A 13,187-nucleotide genomic window follows, 5' to 3' on the forward strand; every position below is an offset into this window, starting at 1 on the left:
GCCTAGTGGTTCACTGGTTCCATGGGGACCTCAGAGATCAAGGTGATCGAGACGCGCGAAGCGCTGCGTGAGCACCTCGGCCACCCGGCCGAGCGCACCAAGGGGAAGATCATCCCCTTCCTCGACCCGCATGCCCGCACGCTGATCGAGCACTCGCCGTTCTATCTGCTGGCGACGGCGTCGTCCGACGGGACCTGTGACGTCTCCCCGCGGGGCGACCCGGCCGGTTCGGTGAAGGTCCTCGACGACAAGACGCTGGTGCTGGCGGACCGCCCGGGCAACAAGCTGCTCGACAGCCAGACCAACATCCTCGAGAACCCGCACGCCGGGCTGCTGTTCCTGATCCCGGGGATGAACGAGACGCTGCGGATCAACGGCCGCGCGAAACTGGTCGCGGACGCGCCGTTCTTCGACGACCTCGTGGTCAAGGGAAAGCGGCCCGCACTGGCGATCATGGTCGAGGTCGAAGAGCTGTACATGCACTGCGCCAAGGCTTTCCTGCGGTCGTCGCTGTGGAAGCCGGAAACCTGGCCGGAGCGGTCCAGCCTGCCGACCGCCGGCCAGATCTTCCGCGACCAGATGAAGCTGGACATGTCGGCGGAGGCGCTGGACGCCGCGCTGACCGAAGGCGCGCTCACGACGCAGTACTGATCCGAAGGACACTTTCCTCGCATGAGATGCGGGGAAAGCGTCCTTCGCTTCAGGTCAGACGCGGACCAGCATCTTGCCGGTGTTCGCTCCGCCCAGCAGATCGAGGAAGGCCTGCGGTGCGTTGCGGATACCGTCCACAATGGTCTCCGAGTACTTGAGCTCGCCGGAGGCGACCAGCGGCGCGACCTCCTTGACGAACTGCGGCTGGAGCGCGAAGTGGTCGCCGACCAGCATGCCGCGCATGGTGAACCGCTTCGCGATGATCGACGCGAGGTTGCGCGGCGCCGCGGCCGGTTCGGTGTTGTTGTAGACCGAGATCATCCCGCAGATCGCCATCCGGCCGTGCAGGTTGATCGAGTCGATCGCGGCTTCGAGGTGCTCGCCGCCGACGTTGTCGAAGTACACGTCGATACCCTCGGGCGCCGCCGCGCGCAGCTGCTCGGCGACCGGGGCGTCCTTGTAGTTGAACGCCGCGTCGAAGCCCAGCTCGTCGGTCAGCCACTTGACCTTCTCGTCGGTGCCCGCGCTGCCGATGACCCGCTTCGCGCCCTTCAGCTTCGCCAGCTGACCGACGACGGAACCGACCGCGCCCGCCGCGCCGGACACGAAGACGGTGTCGCCCTCTTTGAACTCCGCGACGTCGAGCAGGCCGGCGTACGCGGTGAGCCCGGTCATGCCGAGGACACCGAGGTACGCGGTGATCGGCGCGGCTTCGGGGTCGACCTTCACAGCGTGCTTCGCGTCGACGACGGCGTGGGAGCGCCAGCCGAGCCCGTGCAGCACGATGTCACCCGGCTGGAAATCGTCCACGGTGGACTCGAGCACTTCACCGACGGCGCCGCCGTGCATGACCTTGCCGACCTCGTACGGTTCGGCGTAGGACTTCGCGCTGCTCATCCGGCCGCGCATGTACGGGTCCACGCTCAGCACCTGGTTGCGGACCAGGATCTGCCCCTCGCCCGGCACCGGGATCTCGACGTCGGCGATCTCGAAGTTCTCGAGCGTGGGGACGCCGTGCGGACGGGATGCGAGCCGGATCTCGGTTGCGTTCACGAGGTAACTCCAAGTCTGTTGCCCAAGCGGGGCGGTCGCCCCGTATTCACGACGGGTACAACGAACGAACCGGGGCGACCATTCCGGTTGTGGCGAGCACTACACGACCTCGGCGAGTTTGCCGAGCACTCCCTCGTAGATCCGCTTGAGCCCACCGGGCGCGAAGGTCTTTTCGAAGAAGCCGCCGATACCGCCCGCGCCGTCCCAGGTCGTCTCGATGCGGACGACGCTGCCGTCCGGCACCTCGCGGACGGTCCAGGTGGTGACCATGCTGGAGTTCGCGTCGGTCTCGACGAGGGTGCCCTCGGACGGCTCGGTCACCGTCGCGGCGACGTCACGCACGCGCTTCGACGTGGCCTGCAGCTTCCAGCGCGCCTTCGTGCCCGCGCCGACACCGCCTTCGGTGACCTCGTAGTCGCGGTAGTGCTCGGTCAGCAGCTTCGGCCGGGTTTCGGCGTAGTCCGCGACGAGCGCCCTGACCTTGTCCGCCGGCGCCTCGATGGTGCGCTCCGCGATGGCCGTGACCTTTCCCATCCCACTCCCTTTCACCCGTGTTGCAACGACAGCGTCCACGATTCCACCGGTGCTCGCAGCCGGAGCGGGCGGCCCCTCGGCGCAAGTACGTGAAGGCCCCCTTCACTGCGTCTAGCGCAATGAAGGGGGCCTTCACGTACTTCAGCTCTAGATGAGGGACTTTTCCTTCAGCCAGTCCTTCGCGACATCGGCCGGCTTCTCGCCGTCCGAGTCGACGCGCTTGTTCAGCTCACGCAGCTGCACTGTGTCGAGCGCCTTGCTCACGGCGTTGACGGCGGCCGCGAAGTCGGCGCCGCGCTCGTCGAGGACCTTCTTGTTCACCGCCGGCACGACGTTCTCGGTCGGCACGATGCCGAGGTCGTCCTCGAGCGCCACGAACTGCGGGTCGCCGACGAGCGGGCTCACCGAGTCGACCGGGATGACGGTGACCTTGCCGGACCGCAGCTGCTCGACGCGCGGGCCCGCTTCCTGCACGGTCTGGAACGTGGCCTTCAGCTTGTAGATGTCCGTGAAGCCCTTGAAGCAGGGAAGCCGCTCCGCGCACTCCGGCCCGCCCGCGACGATGACGTTGTCGACCTTGGACAGGTCGCTGATCTTCGCGAGGCCCTTCTCCTTGGCGAGGTCGGCCTTCACGATGTAGGTGTTCTTGTCCTCGGCGGGCGAGTAGTCGAGCAGGCCGATGCCGTCGGGCTCGAACAGCTTCTTGAGCTGTTCGTGCTCGCCCGCCGCGTCCTTCGCGGCCTCCTTGCCGAAGCCGGTGGTGATGGCGGCTCCCTGGTATTCCGGGATGAACTGGAGTTCGCCGGATTTCAGTGCCGGGTAGATCAGCTCGCGCGAACCGAGGTTCAGCTTGCGGGTGATCGGATAACCCTTGGCCTCCAACGCGTTCGCGTACAACTCGGCGAGGATCAGGCTGTCGGTGAAGTTGAAGGAGGCGACCACGATCGGCGCCCCGCCCTTGCTCGGCGCGGCCGGGGCCGCCGCGTCGTCTCCGCCCCCACAGGCGGTCATACCGAGGAGGGCGGCGGCGAGCACCGCGCCCACTCGAACGTTCCGTGTCCAGCGCACGTGCACACACTCCTATGACTCGTTCAGAGGAATGAACCGTATCCCCGGGCCACGACAGAATCCACATTTTGAGAGTTGCGCCCCCTCTGCTCCCAGAGAGCGGAATCCGGCCGCCCGATCGGGGTAAGGTCGGCCGGTGCGAGCATCCTCCGTGTTCCCCGTTCCCGCCCAAGGCGGACGGCCGCTCTTCGAGTGGCGGTGGGTGGACCGCAACCTCGACGAGATCTTCGAGCGGCTCGGCGAGCACATCACACTGACCGCGGCGGCCCTCGCCATCGGGCTGGTGGTGTCGATCGGTGTTTCCGTGGTTTCGCTGCGTCGCAGGTGGTTCTACGTCATCGCGCTGAGCACGGCGGGTTCGCTGTACGTCATCCCGAGCCTCGGCGCCTTCGCCGTACTGGTGCCCTTCACCGGCCTGACGTCCTTCACCACCGCGGTGATTCCCTTGGCCACGTACACGTTGCTGATCCTCATCCGCAACATCGTCACCGGTGTCGAACAAGTGCCCAAGGAAGTCCGCGAAGCCGCGCTGGGCATGGGTTTCACGCGTTCGCGGTTGCTGTGGCAGGTCGAACTCCCGCTCGCGCTGCCGGTGGTGATCGCCGGCCTGCGGGTCGCGGCGGTGACCACGATCGGGCTCGTGACGGTGACTTCCATGCTCGGCAAGGGTGGTCTCGGGTACTTCATCCGCAACGGGATCCAGACCACGACGCCGAACCCGACGTCGATCATCGTCGGCGTCGTGCTTTCCGTGGTGCTGGCCGTGGTGGTCGATCTGCTGCTGTGGCTCGGAGGGCGCGCGCTGGCGCCGTGGTCGCGGAAGGCGGCGTCGCGATGAGCATCATCGACCAGACCATCGAGTGGTTCGGCGAACCGAATCGCTGGAGCTGGACGGATCCGGCGGGCGTGCCGTACCGGACGGTCGAGCATCTCCAGTTCTCCTTGCTGGCGCTGGCGATCTCGGCCGTGCTGACGATTCCGCCCGCATTATGGCTGGCGCACTACCGACGCGCGCAGTTCCTCGCCACGAGCGCGGTGAACATCGGCCGCGCGATCCCCAGCTTCGGACTCGTGATCCTGTTCTGGTTCCTGGCCGCCCGGCTCGAAGCCGACACGACGTTCTGGCCGTTGATGCTCGCGCTGGTGGCCTTGGCGCTGCCGCCGTTGTTCACGAACACCTACGCGGGCGTCATCCAGTTGGAGCAGGAAACCGTCGACGCCGCGCGCGGAACCGGCTACCGCGAGTGGCAGATCATGCTGCGACTGGAGTTGCCGCTCGCGTCGCCGGTCATCCTGGCGGGTGCCCGTGTCGCGTTCCTGCAACTGGTGGCGACGGTCGCGATCGGCGCGATCGTCAACGACGGCGGCGGGCTCGGCCGGTACATTGTGGACGGTTTCGCCCTCGGCGATCCCGGCCACGGCGAGATCCTGGCGGGCGGCATCGCGGTCGTCGTACTGGCTTTGGTGTGCGAAGGGGTTTTCGCGCTCGTCACGCGTTGGGTGACCCCGCGCGGGTTGGCGATCCAGTCCCGCGCGGACGCCCGGTCCTGAGCGCCGAAACCAAAGCCGCCACCTCCGGTCCCAAGGCCCGATCCTCTTCGACAGGCGGCACCAGCTCCCGAAGCCACCCGTAAGTCTCGCGAAGCCCGGGCGAACCGTCCCCAGGCGCCAGGAATCGCGCCTGCGAACCCGTGATCAGCTCGCAGGCCGTGATGGCGAACATCCGCGCGCAAGCGTCACGGAGCTGGTTCCCCGCCGCCCAGGCGAACGCCTGCACGTCCTCCTGCCCACCGGAAGTGTCGACGGAACCCAACGTCGCGGGGGTGGCGAGCCGCCGCAGCGCGTGCAGTTCCCCCACCGCGCGTTTGTGCAAGGGAACCAGCCCCGCCTGCGGTCCCGGATCCACCGCCAGTTGCGCGGGAAGGCCGCTGAACCGCTCGTCGAGCAACCGGTGCGTCCGCTGCACGCTCACTTCGCCGAGATGCACCAGCGCCGCCGTCACCGCGTCCATCCGCAGCCCGAGTTCGACTGCGTGGAATCCCGTCGTGGACACGAATTCGCCGTCGAGGAACACGGGCGAATCGGTCGGCACGGAACGCCGCAGGACCGCACCCAGCTCACCGTTCACCCGCGTCAGGTGGGCGATCGCCCGCGGCGCGACGCGCACGGAGACCGGTGCTTGGACGACTTCCGGGCGCTCCGTGGCACTGTCGAGCAAGCCGACGATCTCGTACAGCACCGACTCCAGCACCTGATCGTCTCCGGCCAGCGCGGGTCGGTAGATCGCTTGCGGCGCACCGAGGACGTCGATCGCGATCGCGGCGGCCAGCGTCTGGAGGTCCACCACCCGCTGGACCTCGGTCCGCGCGAAGGCGGCGAGTGTCTCCGCCACCGGCGAGCCCTGGATGAGGGTCGCGGCCTCCTTGTGCCCTGGCTCGTACGGCTCCGCCAGCACTTCCGCCGCGGGCGTCTCGACGCCGTCCACCAGCACGGTGCCGACGCCGAGGAAGGTCTGGAAGGCGTGCGCCAGCGGGATGATCTCGCCGGCGCTGCCCAGCCCCGTCCGCGGTACGGCGGGAGTGAACCCCTCGTTCAGGCGGTCGACGAGGAACGTCACCAGCTCCGGGCTCGCCCCCGCTTCGGGCGCGAGCAGATCCCGCAGGCGCACGAGCAGCAGCCACCGCACTTCGTCGGCCGAGAGCCAGGGCGGGCCGCCGACGGCGCGGCCGATCAGCAGGTTCCGCCGGCGCGCGCTCGACGCGGGCGCGGCGATCCCCGCGAGCCGCCCCATCCCGGTGTTCACGCCGTAGACGGGGCGGTCGGTCAGCGCGGCGAGGACACGGGCGCGGTTCTCGCCGAGCTCGGCCAGCAACGCGGGGTCGATCTCGAGGAAACCGGCCTCGAAGGCCGAGGCCAGCGGGAAGTCCTTTGTGGACAGCCTCACTCGACGGGGCGCGCGAGCCCGTCGATCACCTCGGCGCCGGGCAGCGACGCGAGGGTCGAGCCCGAGATCAGCAGCTTGCCGCCGCGGATACCGCTGCCGATGACCAGTTCGGGTTCGTCGGCGACGCGCTGGTCGATCAGGATCGGCCACTCCGCGGGGAGGCCGACCGGCGTGATGCCGCCGTACTCCATCCCGGTGAGCGAGACGGCCTCGTCCATCGGGGCGAAGGAGGCCTTGCGGACGTCGAGACGGCGCTTGATCACGCCGTTCACGTCGGCGCGGGTGGTGGCGAGGATCATCGCGGCGGCGAAGCGGACCTCACCGGCGCGTTTGCCGGCGACGACGACGCAGTTCGCGGACGCGGAGAGCGGTGAGCCGTATGCCTCGCAGAAGGCCGCGGTGTCGGCCAGCTCGGCGTCGATCTCGACGACGCCGACGGCGTCCGGATCGGGCAGGGCGGCGAGCGCCTTGGCGACAGGCTCGGCGAGCAGATCCGTGCGGGAGAGGGCGGGGACGACGGTGAGGCTTCCGGCGATGGTCCAGTTGGTCACAGCGCCACGATAGTCACCAGTTGCGGCCGCCGCGTTGCACCTCGATGAGCTTGGGGCGGACGTCCACGAGGTAGACCAGGACCGCGACCAGCGCGGGCAGCCACAGGATCATGCCGCCGCCGTAGAACTGGAAGAACGTCAGCACCACGGTGGACCCACCGGTGATGAGCATCCAGATGGGCTTGGTCTTCCGATCGGCGGCCGAGTACGCGTCCGCGCGCTGCAACAGCGCATGCACGAAAGCGAACAGCCCCGTCAGCGCGCCGCCCCAATGGATGGCGATGAGGATCCAGGTGGCAACGAACACGAACTCAGCTTACGTCAAACCGGGCGAATGACCCGGGCCCCCGGCACCGAAGCGGTGCCGGGGGCCCGGGAGTTCACGCGGACCTTACTTCTCGGTGGTCTTCGGCGCGGTGGCCGGCTTCTTGGCGGCCGGGCTGGTGGTGGTGCGGCGCGCGGGGGTCGTGGTCTTCGGCTCGGTCTTGTTGGCGACCTTGCGCGAAGCCGAGCGAGTCTCGTGCGCGAGGTCGTCGCCGATCTCCTCGACCTCGCCGGCGAGGTCGACCGCGGCGTCGGAGACCTTGCGGGCGGCCTTCTCGCCGACCGAGCGGGTGCCCTTGGTGACCTTGCCGAGCACGGTGTCGATGCGCTCACGGGCGTCGGTGGTCGCGCCCTCGACCCGGTCCTGCGCGGTGCTGATCGCGTCTTCGAGCTGCTCGATGGCCTTCTTGACCTGCGGCTGCGCGGCGATCTTGTCCCACGCCTGCTCGCCGGACTCGGCCAGCTTGTTGTACAGCTTCAGCGCGGCTTCGGTGTACTCGTCGATGACCTTGCGCAGTTCGGCCGGGTCCAGCTTCTCGCGGAGGCCCTCGACGTCGTGCGGGAGCTCCTCGATGTTCTTGCGGGCGGTCTCGCTGCCCTCGACGACCTTCTCCTTGGCCTTGGACACGGCGTCGACGACGGCCTGGCCCGCCAGGTTGCCGGCGCCCAGCGCGGCCAGCAGCGGCGTGCGGACCTGGTCGAGGGCGGTGTGCTTGCGGTCGGTCTTGGTGGCCGTGGTCATGCTGACTCCTTGGTTTCTGTGACTTGGTCTTCGGTTTTCGCCTTGGCCGCCACCGCGGGTTTCGCGGCGGCGTTCTCGCGGCGGAACGATTCGTAGACGTCGAGCAGGACCTGTTTCTGCCGTTCGGTCAGCTCGATGTCGGCGCGGATCGCGTCGCCGACCGGGCCGCCCGTGGGCAGATCGAGGATTCCCGCTTGCACGTAGAGCGCCTCGGCCGAGATGCGCAGGCCCTTGGCGATCTGCTGGAGGATCTCCGCGCTGGGCTTGCGGACCCCGCGCTCGATCTGGCTCAGGTACGGATTGGACACGCCGGCGAGTTTCGACAGCTGCCGCAAGGAGATCTTCGCGTTGCTGCGCTGCTGGCGGATGTACTCGCCGATGTCGGAAGCGATGTCCGCGACCTTCTCCATCGGTCCACCCGATGCGGGCTGATCCCGGTCGATGTCTGACATCGGTCACCTCCTCGCGACGTCTCCAACGCTACGCGCGGGTGCTAGCAATTGCAAGCACTCTGCTTGCAACCATCGGGTGTGTTGGCCCTCACCCCGCTACCGTGGGGGGATGTCGAACGCGACGCGGCTGCGACGGCGCCTCGTCGAGCATCTGCTCGCCGAGGGCGTGCTGCACGACGCGCGCTGGATGACCGCGTTCCGCTCCGTGCCGAGACACGTCTTCCTGCCGCGGTTCTTCGTCCCGGCGGCGAACGGCTGGGCCGCGGTCGAAAGCGGCGACGACGAATGGCTCCGGCGCGTGTACTCCCCCGATGTGCTGGTCGTCCAGCTCGACGACGACTCGGGACTCTGGGAACGGGCGCGTTATCTCGGCGCCCAGCCGGGAACGCCGACGAGTTCGTCCAGCCAGCCGTCGATCATGGCGATCATGCTCGAAGAGCTCCGGGTCGCCGACGGACATCGCGTACTGGAGATCGGCACGGGCACCGGCTACAACACCGCCCTGCTGTGTCATCGGCTCGGATCCGGGCTCGTGTACACGGTGGACATCGATCCGGAGCTGGTCGACGCCGCGCGCAAACGCTTGGCGGAGATCGGGTACGCGCCCTCGTGCGCGGCGGCCGACGGCGCCGAGGGTTTTCCGGCGGGTGTCCTCTACGACCGGGTGCTGTGCACCTGTTCGGTGTCGTCGATCCCGCCGGCGTGGCTGGAGCAGACGATGCCGGGCGGGCTGATCGTCACCACGCTGAACCGGCCGATCGGCGGCGGACTCGTCCGGATCGTCGCGGGCGAGGGCGCGACGGGACAGGGGCGGGTGCTCGCCCGCGACGGTCGCTTCATGCCACTGCGCGCACACCGCTTCAAGCCGTCGAAGGCGCTCGAAGGCGATGTCTCTTGGCGGCCGACCCGGCTGCCGATGGGCGTGCTCACCGAAGTCCGCAGCCGCTTCGAGTTCTTCGCCGGACTTCACCTTCCGGGCGTGACGGCCGCGCGGGCGGGGCAGAGCACCACGCTGGTCCATCCGGACGGCTCATGGCTGCGGCATCGGCAGCGGGGCGGCGGGTTCGAAGTGGCCGAAGGAGGCCCGCGGCGGCTGTGGGAGATCGTCGAAGCGGCGCACGAAGACTGGCTCGGCCTCGGTGAGCCGGGGCGGGACCGGTTCGGGCTCAGCCTCGACGGCGAGGACCAGGTGATCTGGCTGGATTCACCCGACGGCCGCACTTGGCCGCTGCGCCCCTGAAAGCAGGCTTCGCACCCACTTCTCGACGTGGTCGACGGCGTCGTCCACCGGGATGTGCGTGGTGTCGAACAACTCGACCGGCGGATCCATCGAGGGCGCTTCCGCTTGCAGCCACTCGTTGAACTCCAGCATCTCCTCGACCCGCTCCTCGTCCCATTCGCGCCAGGCCGGGCGGGCGAGCAAACGCTTGCGCAGCGCGTCGGGCTCGCTGACGAGGGCCAAGTAGTGGATGTCGGAGAAGAAGACGCGCTCGGGCAGCCGCTCGAACTCGGGCGGCGCGACGGTGCCGCAGAGCACGACCGGCCGCCCGTTCTGGTGCAGCATCGCCGCCATCCGCAACCAGGTCGAGCGGAACGCGGGATGGCCGGGAACGTCGTCACGCAACGCCCCGGTCCACAACACGTCCTGCTCGACCACGAGCGCGAGATCGCCGAGCCGGTCCGCCAGCCGCGGCCCGACCGTCGACTTACCGGCGCCGCTCGGCCCGGTCAGCGCGAACAACGGAAGCCGCCGGAACGGCCACTGGTGGGCGCATACCGCGCACACCAGCAGCCCGTTCTCGACTCGTGGCCGTTCGGCGCGATCGCCGCAGGCCGGGCAGATCTTGAGATCGAGGACCACGGTCAGTCGAACAGGCCCTCGAGGAAGCCGCCCTTGCGACGCTTGTGGCCGTAGCCGTGCGGCGAATCCGCGTAGCCGCCGCGGTGTCCCCTGGGCGAGTCCGCGTAGCCGCCGCGGTAGCCCTTCGGCGAATCCGCGTAGCCGCCGCGATGCGGCCGCGGGGAGTCCGGCCGTCCGTAGTGCGGAGCCGGCGCGTGTCCACCTCCCTGGTACGGCGGGGGCGGCTGGTGCCCGCCGCCGTAGTACGAGTTCTCGGCACCGGCGATGGCTTCCAGCTCACCCCGGTCCAGGAAGATGCCGCGGCACCCCTGGCACTGGTCGATGTGGATGCCGTTCTTGTCGACGGTCTTCATGGCGTTCTGGCACTTCGGACAAATCACGTATCAGAGATTACGCATTTTTCTCGTCCGAGGTCAGCAGGCGCACAGACAAAACGGGTGCCCGGCCGGATCCGCGTACACGCGGAAGGTCTCCGGCGAGTCGTCGAGCAGCTTCGCGCCGATCTTCAGCGCGCGCTCGTGCGCGGCCTCCATGTCGGTGACGTCGAGGTCGACGTGGGCCTGCTGCGGGTTCTCGGCGGACGGCCACGCGGGCGGCCGGTGGTCGGGCACGCGCTGGAACGAGAACCGCGCGCCGCCCTCCGGGTTCCGCAGCGTCACCCAATGGCCGTCCTCGGCGACTTCGGCCGCCTCCCAGTCGAGCAGCTCGCGGTAGAACTCCGCGAGCGCGACCGGGTCCGGGCAGTCGAGCGCCACCGCGCCGAAGGTCGGTACCGCACCCATGGTTCAGCCTCCCCAATGATCGAGTAACCAGTGAAATGAGTATGCGGGTTATCGGAGCCGATGACAACCGGTCTCGCCCGTACACTGGGGAAGGTGAACACCGACGCGTCCCTGGTGGTCGAGTTTCTGAACACGGTGAACGTCGAACGCGGCACCGACCTCCTGGATGATCTGGAGTCCTGGCAGCACTGGGCGCGGGATCACCGGCTTCGCGCGGATACCCCCGTGGCCGCACGCGAAACCCGGGACGCGCTGCGCGCCGCGATCGGTGACCCGCGGCTCCCGCGGCCCGGCCTGCGCGCGCCGGCGGAGATAGTCCTCGGTCCGGAAGGGCCGCTTCTCGTCGCGGAAACGGTCTGCGAGGCGGTGATGGCGGCGTCGACGCGGCTGACCGTGCTCGGCGAATGGATCCGGCTCAAGATCTGCCCCGCGGACGACTGCCTGTGGGCGTTCTACGACGAATCGAGGAACCGGTCGAGGACGTGGTGCTCTATGCGGGCCTGCGGGAACCGGGAGAAGGCGCGGGCCTGGCGGGCCCGGACGGCGGACATCTCGACCTGAGCCCGCGGTGTGGACTGAAAGCGTCCTTCACCGCGTCTCACGCGGTGAAGGACGCTTTCGTCGCGTCGCATGCGGCGATGGGCGCTTTCAGTCACCGCGACGTCGCGAAAGCCAGGCGGTCTCAACGTTGCGAAAGCCACTTTCGCAACCCCGGCACCGCCCACCCCGGGAACCCGAGGCACCCGAACGACCACAACTTCTGGTGTCACCCACCCCGGAGTTACCCCCAGGGGTTGTGCACACCGTTAGGCCAATAACGTGAAAAGCTGTGGATAACCCTGGGGATGACTCCACTTCCTGTGGACAACTCCCGGTGAGGCCTCCGGAGTGTGGTATAGGCGCGGTCGCTCAGAAGAGCAGCTGCGCGACCGCGTAGATGACCAGCCCGGCGAGCGCGCCGACCACCGTGCCGTTGATCCGGATGAACTGCAGATCCCGGCCGACCTGGAGCTCGATCTTGCGCGAGGTCTCCTCGGCGTCCCAGCGCTCCACGGTGTCGGTGATGATCGTGGTGATCTCCTTGGAGTAGTGCGTGACCACGTAGGCCGCCGCACCCTCCACCCAGGTGTCCACTTTGGACCGGATGTGGTCGTCGGAGACCAGCCGCCCGCCGAGGGACTCGAGGCCGGTGCGCACGCGGCGCCGCAGCTCGCTCGACGGGTCCTCGGCGGCGTTGAGCAGCATCTCCTTCGCCGTCGCCCACGCCGAGCCGATCAGCTTCTGCACCTCGTCGTGCCCCAGCATCTGGGACTTGACCTGCTCGGCGCGCGCCATCACCTCGGGGTCGGTCTGCAGGTCCTGGGCGAACTCGCCGAGGAACTTGTCCAGCGCCAGCCGCATGGGGTGGTTGACGTCGGTCTTCACCGCCCAGACGAACGACAGCACCTCGCCGTAGACCTTGTCCGCAAGCATCTCGTCGACGAATTTCGGCGACCAGCTCGGCGCCCGGTCCGAAACCACGCGCAGCATCGTCGTGTGGTTGTCCCGCACCCATTCGTAGGCGCGGTCGCACATCAGGTCGACCAGCTTGTGGTGCGCCCCGTCGGCGAACACCCCGGCCAGGATCTTGCCGAGCGGCGGGCCCCACGGCTTGTCCACGATCCGCTTGACCACGGCCTGTTCCATGATCGCCTGGACGTCTTCGTCGCGGAGCACCTTGACCGCCGCCCGGACGACGGTGGCCAGTTCCGACGTCACCCGCTCCGCGTTGGCGGGCTGCGAGAGCCAGCCGCCGAGCCGCTTCGAGACCTCGATCCGGCTCAGTTTCTCGCGGACCACGGTCTCGGACAGGAAGTTCGAGCCGACGAAGTCACCGAGGCTGCTGCCGAGGGCGTCCTTCTTGCTCGGGATGATCGCGGTGTGCGGGATCTTGATCCGCAGCGGATGCCGGAACAGCGCCGTCACCGCGAACCAGTCGGCGAGCGCGCCGACCATCCCGGCTTCGGCGGCGGCGCGGACGTAGCCGACCCAGGCGGGCCAGCCGGCGGCTTCGGCCCAGCTGGTCAGCAGGAAGATCACCGTCGCGCCGAGCAGGAACGACAGCGCGACCATCTTCATCTTGCGCAGGCCGCGGCGCTTCTCGTCCTCGGCGGCGGTTCCACCGGGCGGATCGGCTGGGGTCACCTTGGCGGGCGTCAGTTGCTCCACACCGCCATTGTCCGTGA

General features: G+C 68.6%; 17 protein-coding genes. 5 read left to right on the forward strand and 12 right to left on the reverse strand.

All coding sequences use genetic code 11. The annotated features are described in order from the left end of the window. The first annotated feature begins 21 nt into the window (after positions 1-21). Entirely contained in the window at positions 22-651 is a 630-nt protein-coding gene (locus BLW75_RS21730; protein WP_034310533.1) for a pyridoxamine 5'-phosphate oxidase family protein, read from the forward strand. A gap of 54 nt (positions 652-705) precedes the next feature. On the opposite strand, the gene BLW75_RS21735 is transcribed toward BLW75_RS21730, so the two are convergent. The 3 genes from BLW75_RS21735 to BLW75_RS21745 form a co-directional block, all read right to left on the reverse strand. After that, a complete protein-coding gene (locus BLW75_RS21735) occupies positions 706-1,704 on the reverse strand; it encodes an NADP-dependent oxidoreductase (RefSeq protein WP_034310530.1) in 999 nt (332 codons plus the stop codon). Between the two features lie 99 nt (positions 1,705-1,803). After that, positions 1,804-2,238, reverse strand: a complete 435-nt coding sequence (locus tag BLW75_RS21740) for an SRPBCC family protein (protein ID WP_034310528.1) — start codon at positions 2,236-2,238, stop codon at positions 1,804-1,806. A gap of 147 nt (positions 2,239-2,385) precedes the next feature. After that, positions 2,386-3,306, reverse strand: a complete 921-nt coding sequence (locus BLW75_RS21745; RefSeq protein ID WP_091599885.1) for an ABC transporter substrate-binding protein — start codon at positions 3,304-3,306, stop codon at positions 2,386-2,388. A 151-nt stretch (positions 3,307-3,457) separates the two neighbouring features. On the opposite strand from BLW75_RS21745, the gene BLW75_RS21750 reads away from it, so the two are divergent. Together BLW75_RS21750 and BLW75_RS21755 are read left to right on the forward strand one after the other, a co-directional pair. Continuing rightward, positions 3,458-4,144 carry an ABC transporter permease gene (locus tag BLW75_RS21750; protein ID WP_167373618.1) on the forward strand — a complete coding sequence of 229 codons (687 nt, stop codon included), beginning with the start codon at positions 3,458-3,460 and terminating at the stop codon, positions 4,142-4,144. Then, positions 4,141-4,857 carry an ABC transporter permease gene (locus tag BLW75_RS21755; protein WP_034310788.1) on the forward strand — a complete coding sequence of 239 codons (717 nt, stop codon included), beginning with the start codon at positions 4,141-4,143 and terminating at the stop codon, positions 4,855-4,857. The genes BLW75_RS21750 and BLW75_RS21755 overlap by 4 nt, the downstream gene beginning before the upstream one ends. Here the strand turns inward: BLW75_RS21755 and BLW75_RS21760 are convergent. The 5 genes from BLW75_RS21760 to BLW75_RS21780 all read right to left on the reverse strand — a co-directional run bounded on the left by BLW75_RS21760 (position 4,796) and on the right by BLW75_RS21780 (position 8,277). After that, positions 4,796-6,250 (reverse strand): aromatic amino acid lyase, encoded by a 1,455-nt coding sequence (locus BLW75_RS21760; RefSeq protein WP_091598037.1) that lies wholly within the window; start codon positions 6,248-6,250, stop codon positions 4,796-4,798. The two genes, BLW75_RS21755 and BLW75_RS21760, sit on opposite strands and share 62 nt — an antisense overlap. Beyond that, positions 6,247-6,801 carry a YbaK/EbsC family protein gene (locus BLW75_RS21765; RefSeq protein WP_034310522.1) on the reverse strand — a complete coding sequence of 185 codons (555 nt, stop codon included), beginning with the start codon at positions 6,799-6,801 and terminating at the stop codon, positions 6,247-6,249. Before BLW75_RS21765 ends, BLW75_RS21760 begins: the two co-directional genes overlap by 4 nt. Before the next feature lie 13 nt (positions 6,802-6,814). Next, positions 6,815-7,108 (reverse strand): DUF2516 family protein, encoded by a 294-nt coding sequence (locus BLW75_RS21770; protein ID WP_034310520.1) that lies wholly within the window; start codon positions 7,106-7,108, stop codon positions 6,815-6,817. Positions 7,109-7,192: 84 nt separating this feature from the next. Continuing rightward, entirely contained in the window at positions 7,193-7,867 is a 675-nt protein-coding gene (locus BLW75_RS21775; protein WP_034310519.1) for a hypothetical protein, read from the reverse strand. Beyond that, positions 7,864-8,277, reverse strand: a complete 414-nt coding sequence (locus tag BLW75_RS21780; RefSeq protein ID WP_091599887.1) for a helix-turn-helix domain-containing protein — start codon at positions 8,275-8,277, stop codon at positions 7,864-7,866. Before BLW75_RS21780 ends, BLW75_RS21775 begins: the two co-directional genes overlap by 4 nt. 151 nt (positions 8,278-8,428) lie before the next feature. Between BLW75_RS21780 and BLW75_RS21785 the strand changes: the two genes are divergently transcribed. Further along, positions 8,429-9,559, forward strand: coding sequence for a methyltransferase domain-containing protein (locus BLW75_RS21785; protein ID WP_034310513.1), 1,131 nt, complete (start codon positions 8,429-8,431; stop codon positions 9,557-9,559). Here the strand turns inward: BLW75_RS21785 and BLW75_RS21790 are convergent. Genes BLW75_RS21790 through BLW75_RS21800 form a run of 3 tightly spaced genes read right to left on the reverse strand, consistent with a single transcriptional unit; the run spans position 9,524 to position 10,962 of the window. Next, on the reverse strand, positions 9,524-10,180 hold the full coding sequence (locus BLW75_RS21790) for an AAA family ATPase (RefSeq protein WP_034310511.1): 657 nt from the start codon (positions 10,178-10,180) through the stop codon (positions 9,524-9,526). The two genes, BLW75_RS21785 and BLW75_RS21790, sit on opposite strands and share 36 nt — an antisense overlap. Before the next feature lie 2 nt (positions 10,181-10,182). Next, a complete protein-coding gene (locus BLW75_RS21795) occupies positions 10,183-10,560 on the reverse strand; it encodes a zf-TFIIB domain-containing protein (protein ID WP_091598040.1) in 378 nt (125 codons plus the stop codon). Positions 10,561-10,593: 33 nt separating this feature from the next. Next, positions 10,594-10,962, reverse strand: coding sequence for a VOC family protein (locus BLW75_RS21800; RefSeq protein ID WP_034310507.1), 369 nt, complete (start codon positions 10,960-10,962; stop codon positions 10,594-10,596). Between the two features lie 60 nt (positions 10,963-11,022). Between BLW75_RS21800 and BLW75_RS21805 the strand changes: the two genes are divergently transcribed. Further along, positions 11,023-11,523 (forward strand): CGNR zinc finger domain-containing protein, encoded by a 501-nt coding sequence (locus BLW75_RS21805; protein ID WP_091598043.1) that lies wholly within the window; start codon positions 11,023-11,025, stop codon positions 11,521-11,523. A gap of 348 nt (positions 11,524-11,871) precedes the next feature. Here the strand turns inward: BLW75_RS21805 and BLW75_RS21810 are convergent, their stop codons facing one another. Continuing rightward, positions 11,872-13,170, reverse strand: coding sequence for a DUF445 domain-containing protein (locus BLW75_RS21810; RefSeq protein WP_034310501.1), 1,299 nt, complete (start codon positions 13,168-13,170; stop codon positions 11,872-11,874). Positions 13,171-13,187: the final 17 nt, after the last annotated feature.

Origin of the sequence: Amycolatopsis lurida, from assembly GCF_900105055.1 — a bacterium.
Classification (GTDB): domain Bacteria; phylum Actinomycetota; class Actinomycetes; order Mycobacteriales; family Pseudonocardiaceae; genus Amycolatopsis; species Amycolatopsis lurida.